The sequence below is a fragment of the Pseudoalteromonas aliena SW19 genome, assembly GCF_014905615.1.
Taxonomy (GTDB): Bacteria; Pseudomonadota; Gammaproteobacteria; order Enterobacterales; family Alteromonadaceae; genus Pseudoalteromonas; species Pseudoalteromonas aliena.
In genome coordinates, this window is the sequence record NZ_AQGU01000005.1 from 1 (window position 1) to 822 (window position 822).

The 822-nt window shown below is 42.6% G+C and carries 2 protein-coding genes; both read right to left on the reverse strand.

Going from position 1 to position 822, the window contains the following annotated elements:
• Positions 1 to 215: transposase zinc-binding domain-containing protein (locus PALI_RS00025; RefSeq protein ID WP_193154357.1), on the reverse strand; the 215-nt coding region annotated here is incomplete at its 3' end.
• The coding region (locus tag PALI_RS00030; protein WP_226894467.1) for a tyrosine-type recombinase/integrase at positions 212 to 822 on the reverse strand (611 nt) is incomplete at its 5' end. The genes PALI_RS00030 and PALI_RS00025, both read right to left, overlap by 4 nt.

Genomic DNA, 822 nt, shown 5'->3' on the forward strand with positions numbered 1-822 from the left:
CCTTGGCAACGTGGGCAATGACGGTCTCGACAACTACACCCAATTTGTTGTACTTCACTACAGTTATCACATTGCCATGCTTGATAACCGAGCTGACCCGTTCTGCATGATTGAAGGTGTTGGCAGACACGTAACTGCTGATAACTCATTATGTGGTGCTGCCGATAATTCCCAAGGCCAGAATTTAAAATATCAGCGAGGTGCAAGCCGCTCATTGGTTTCCCCAACTTGCGAGTAAATCAATGCCACCATGCCCTAATTCAGGTAACCAGTGTAAGTAACTTTGCGTGGTTCTAATGTCACTGTGACCAAGCTGATGTTGAAGTTGATGAAGCGGCATCCCTAACTCAAGTTGATGTGTTGCATAAGCATGGCGTAATACATGTGGATTACAGTGCTTTAAACCACACATTTGTGCATGTTTTTTCAATGCCTTTCTGAAGCTTGAGGGTGACATGGGTTTATCCATTAACCATCGTGAATAAAACATCCAGCCCGTTGGGTGATACATTTTCCAATAACAACGTAATTGATTTAGCACGCTATCTGATACAACAACATAGCGTGACTTATCTCCTTTACCATGTTCAATTAAAATGGTTTTACGCTGTCCATCGATGTCTTGCACTTTGATGCGCAGCAGTTCGCCAATACGCAAACCACATCCATAACACACCACTATCAATGTTTTTAAGCGCATATCCGTGCAACTTTCTATAAGTCGTCGAATATCATCACGCGATAAATAAGTAGGTGCCCGAGGTTTTGCTTTAGGCAAGGCTATGTCTAAGTTCAGTGGGCGATGTAAAATATTCTTAAACA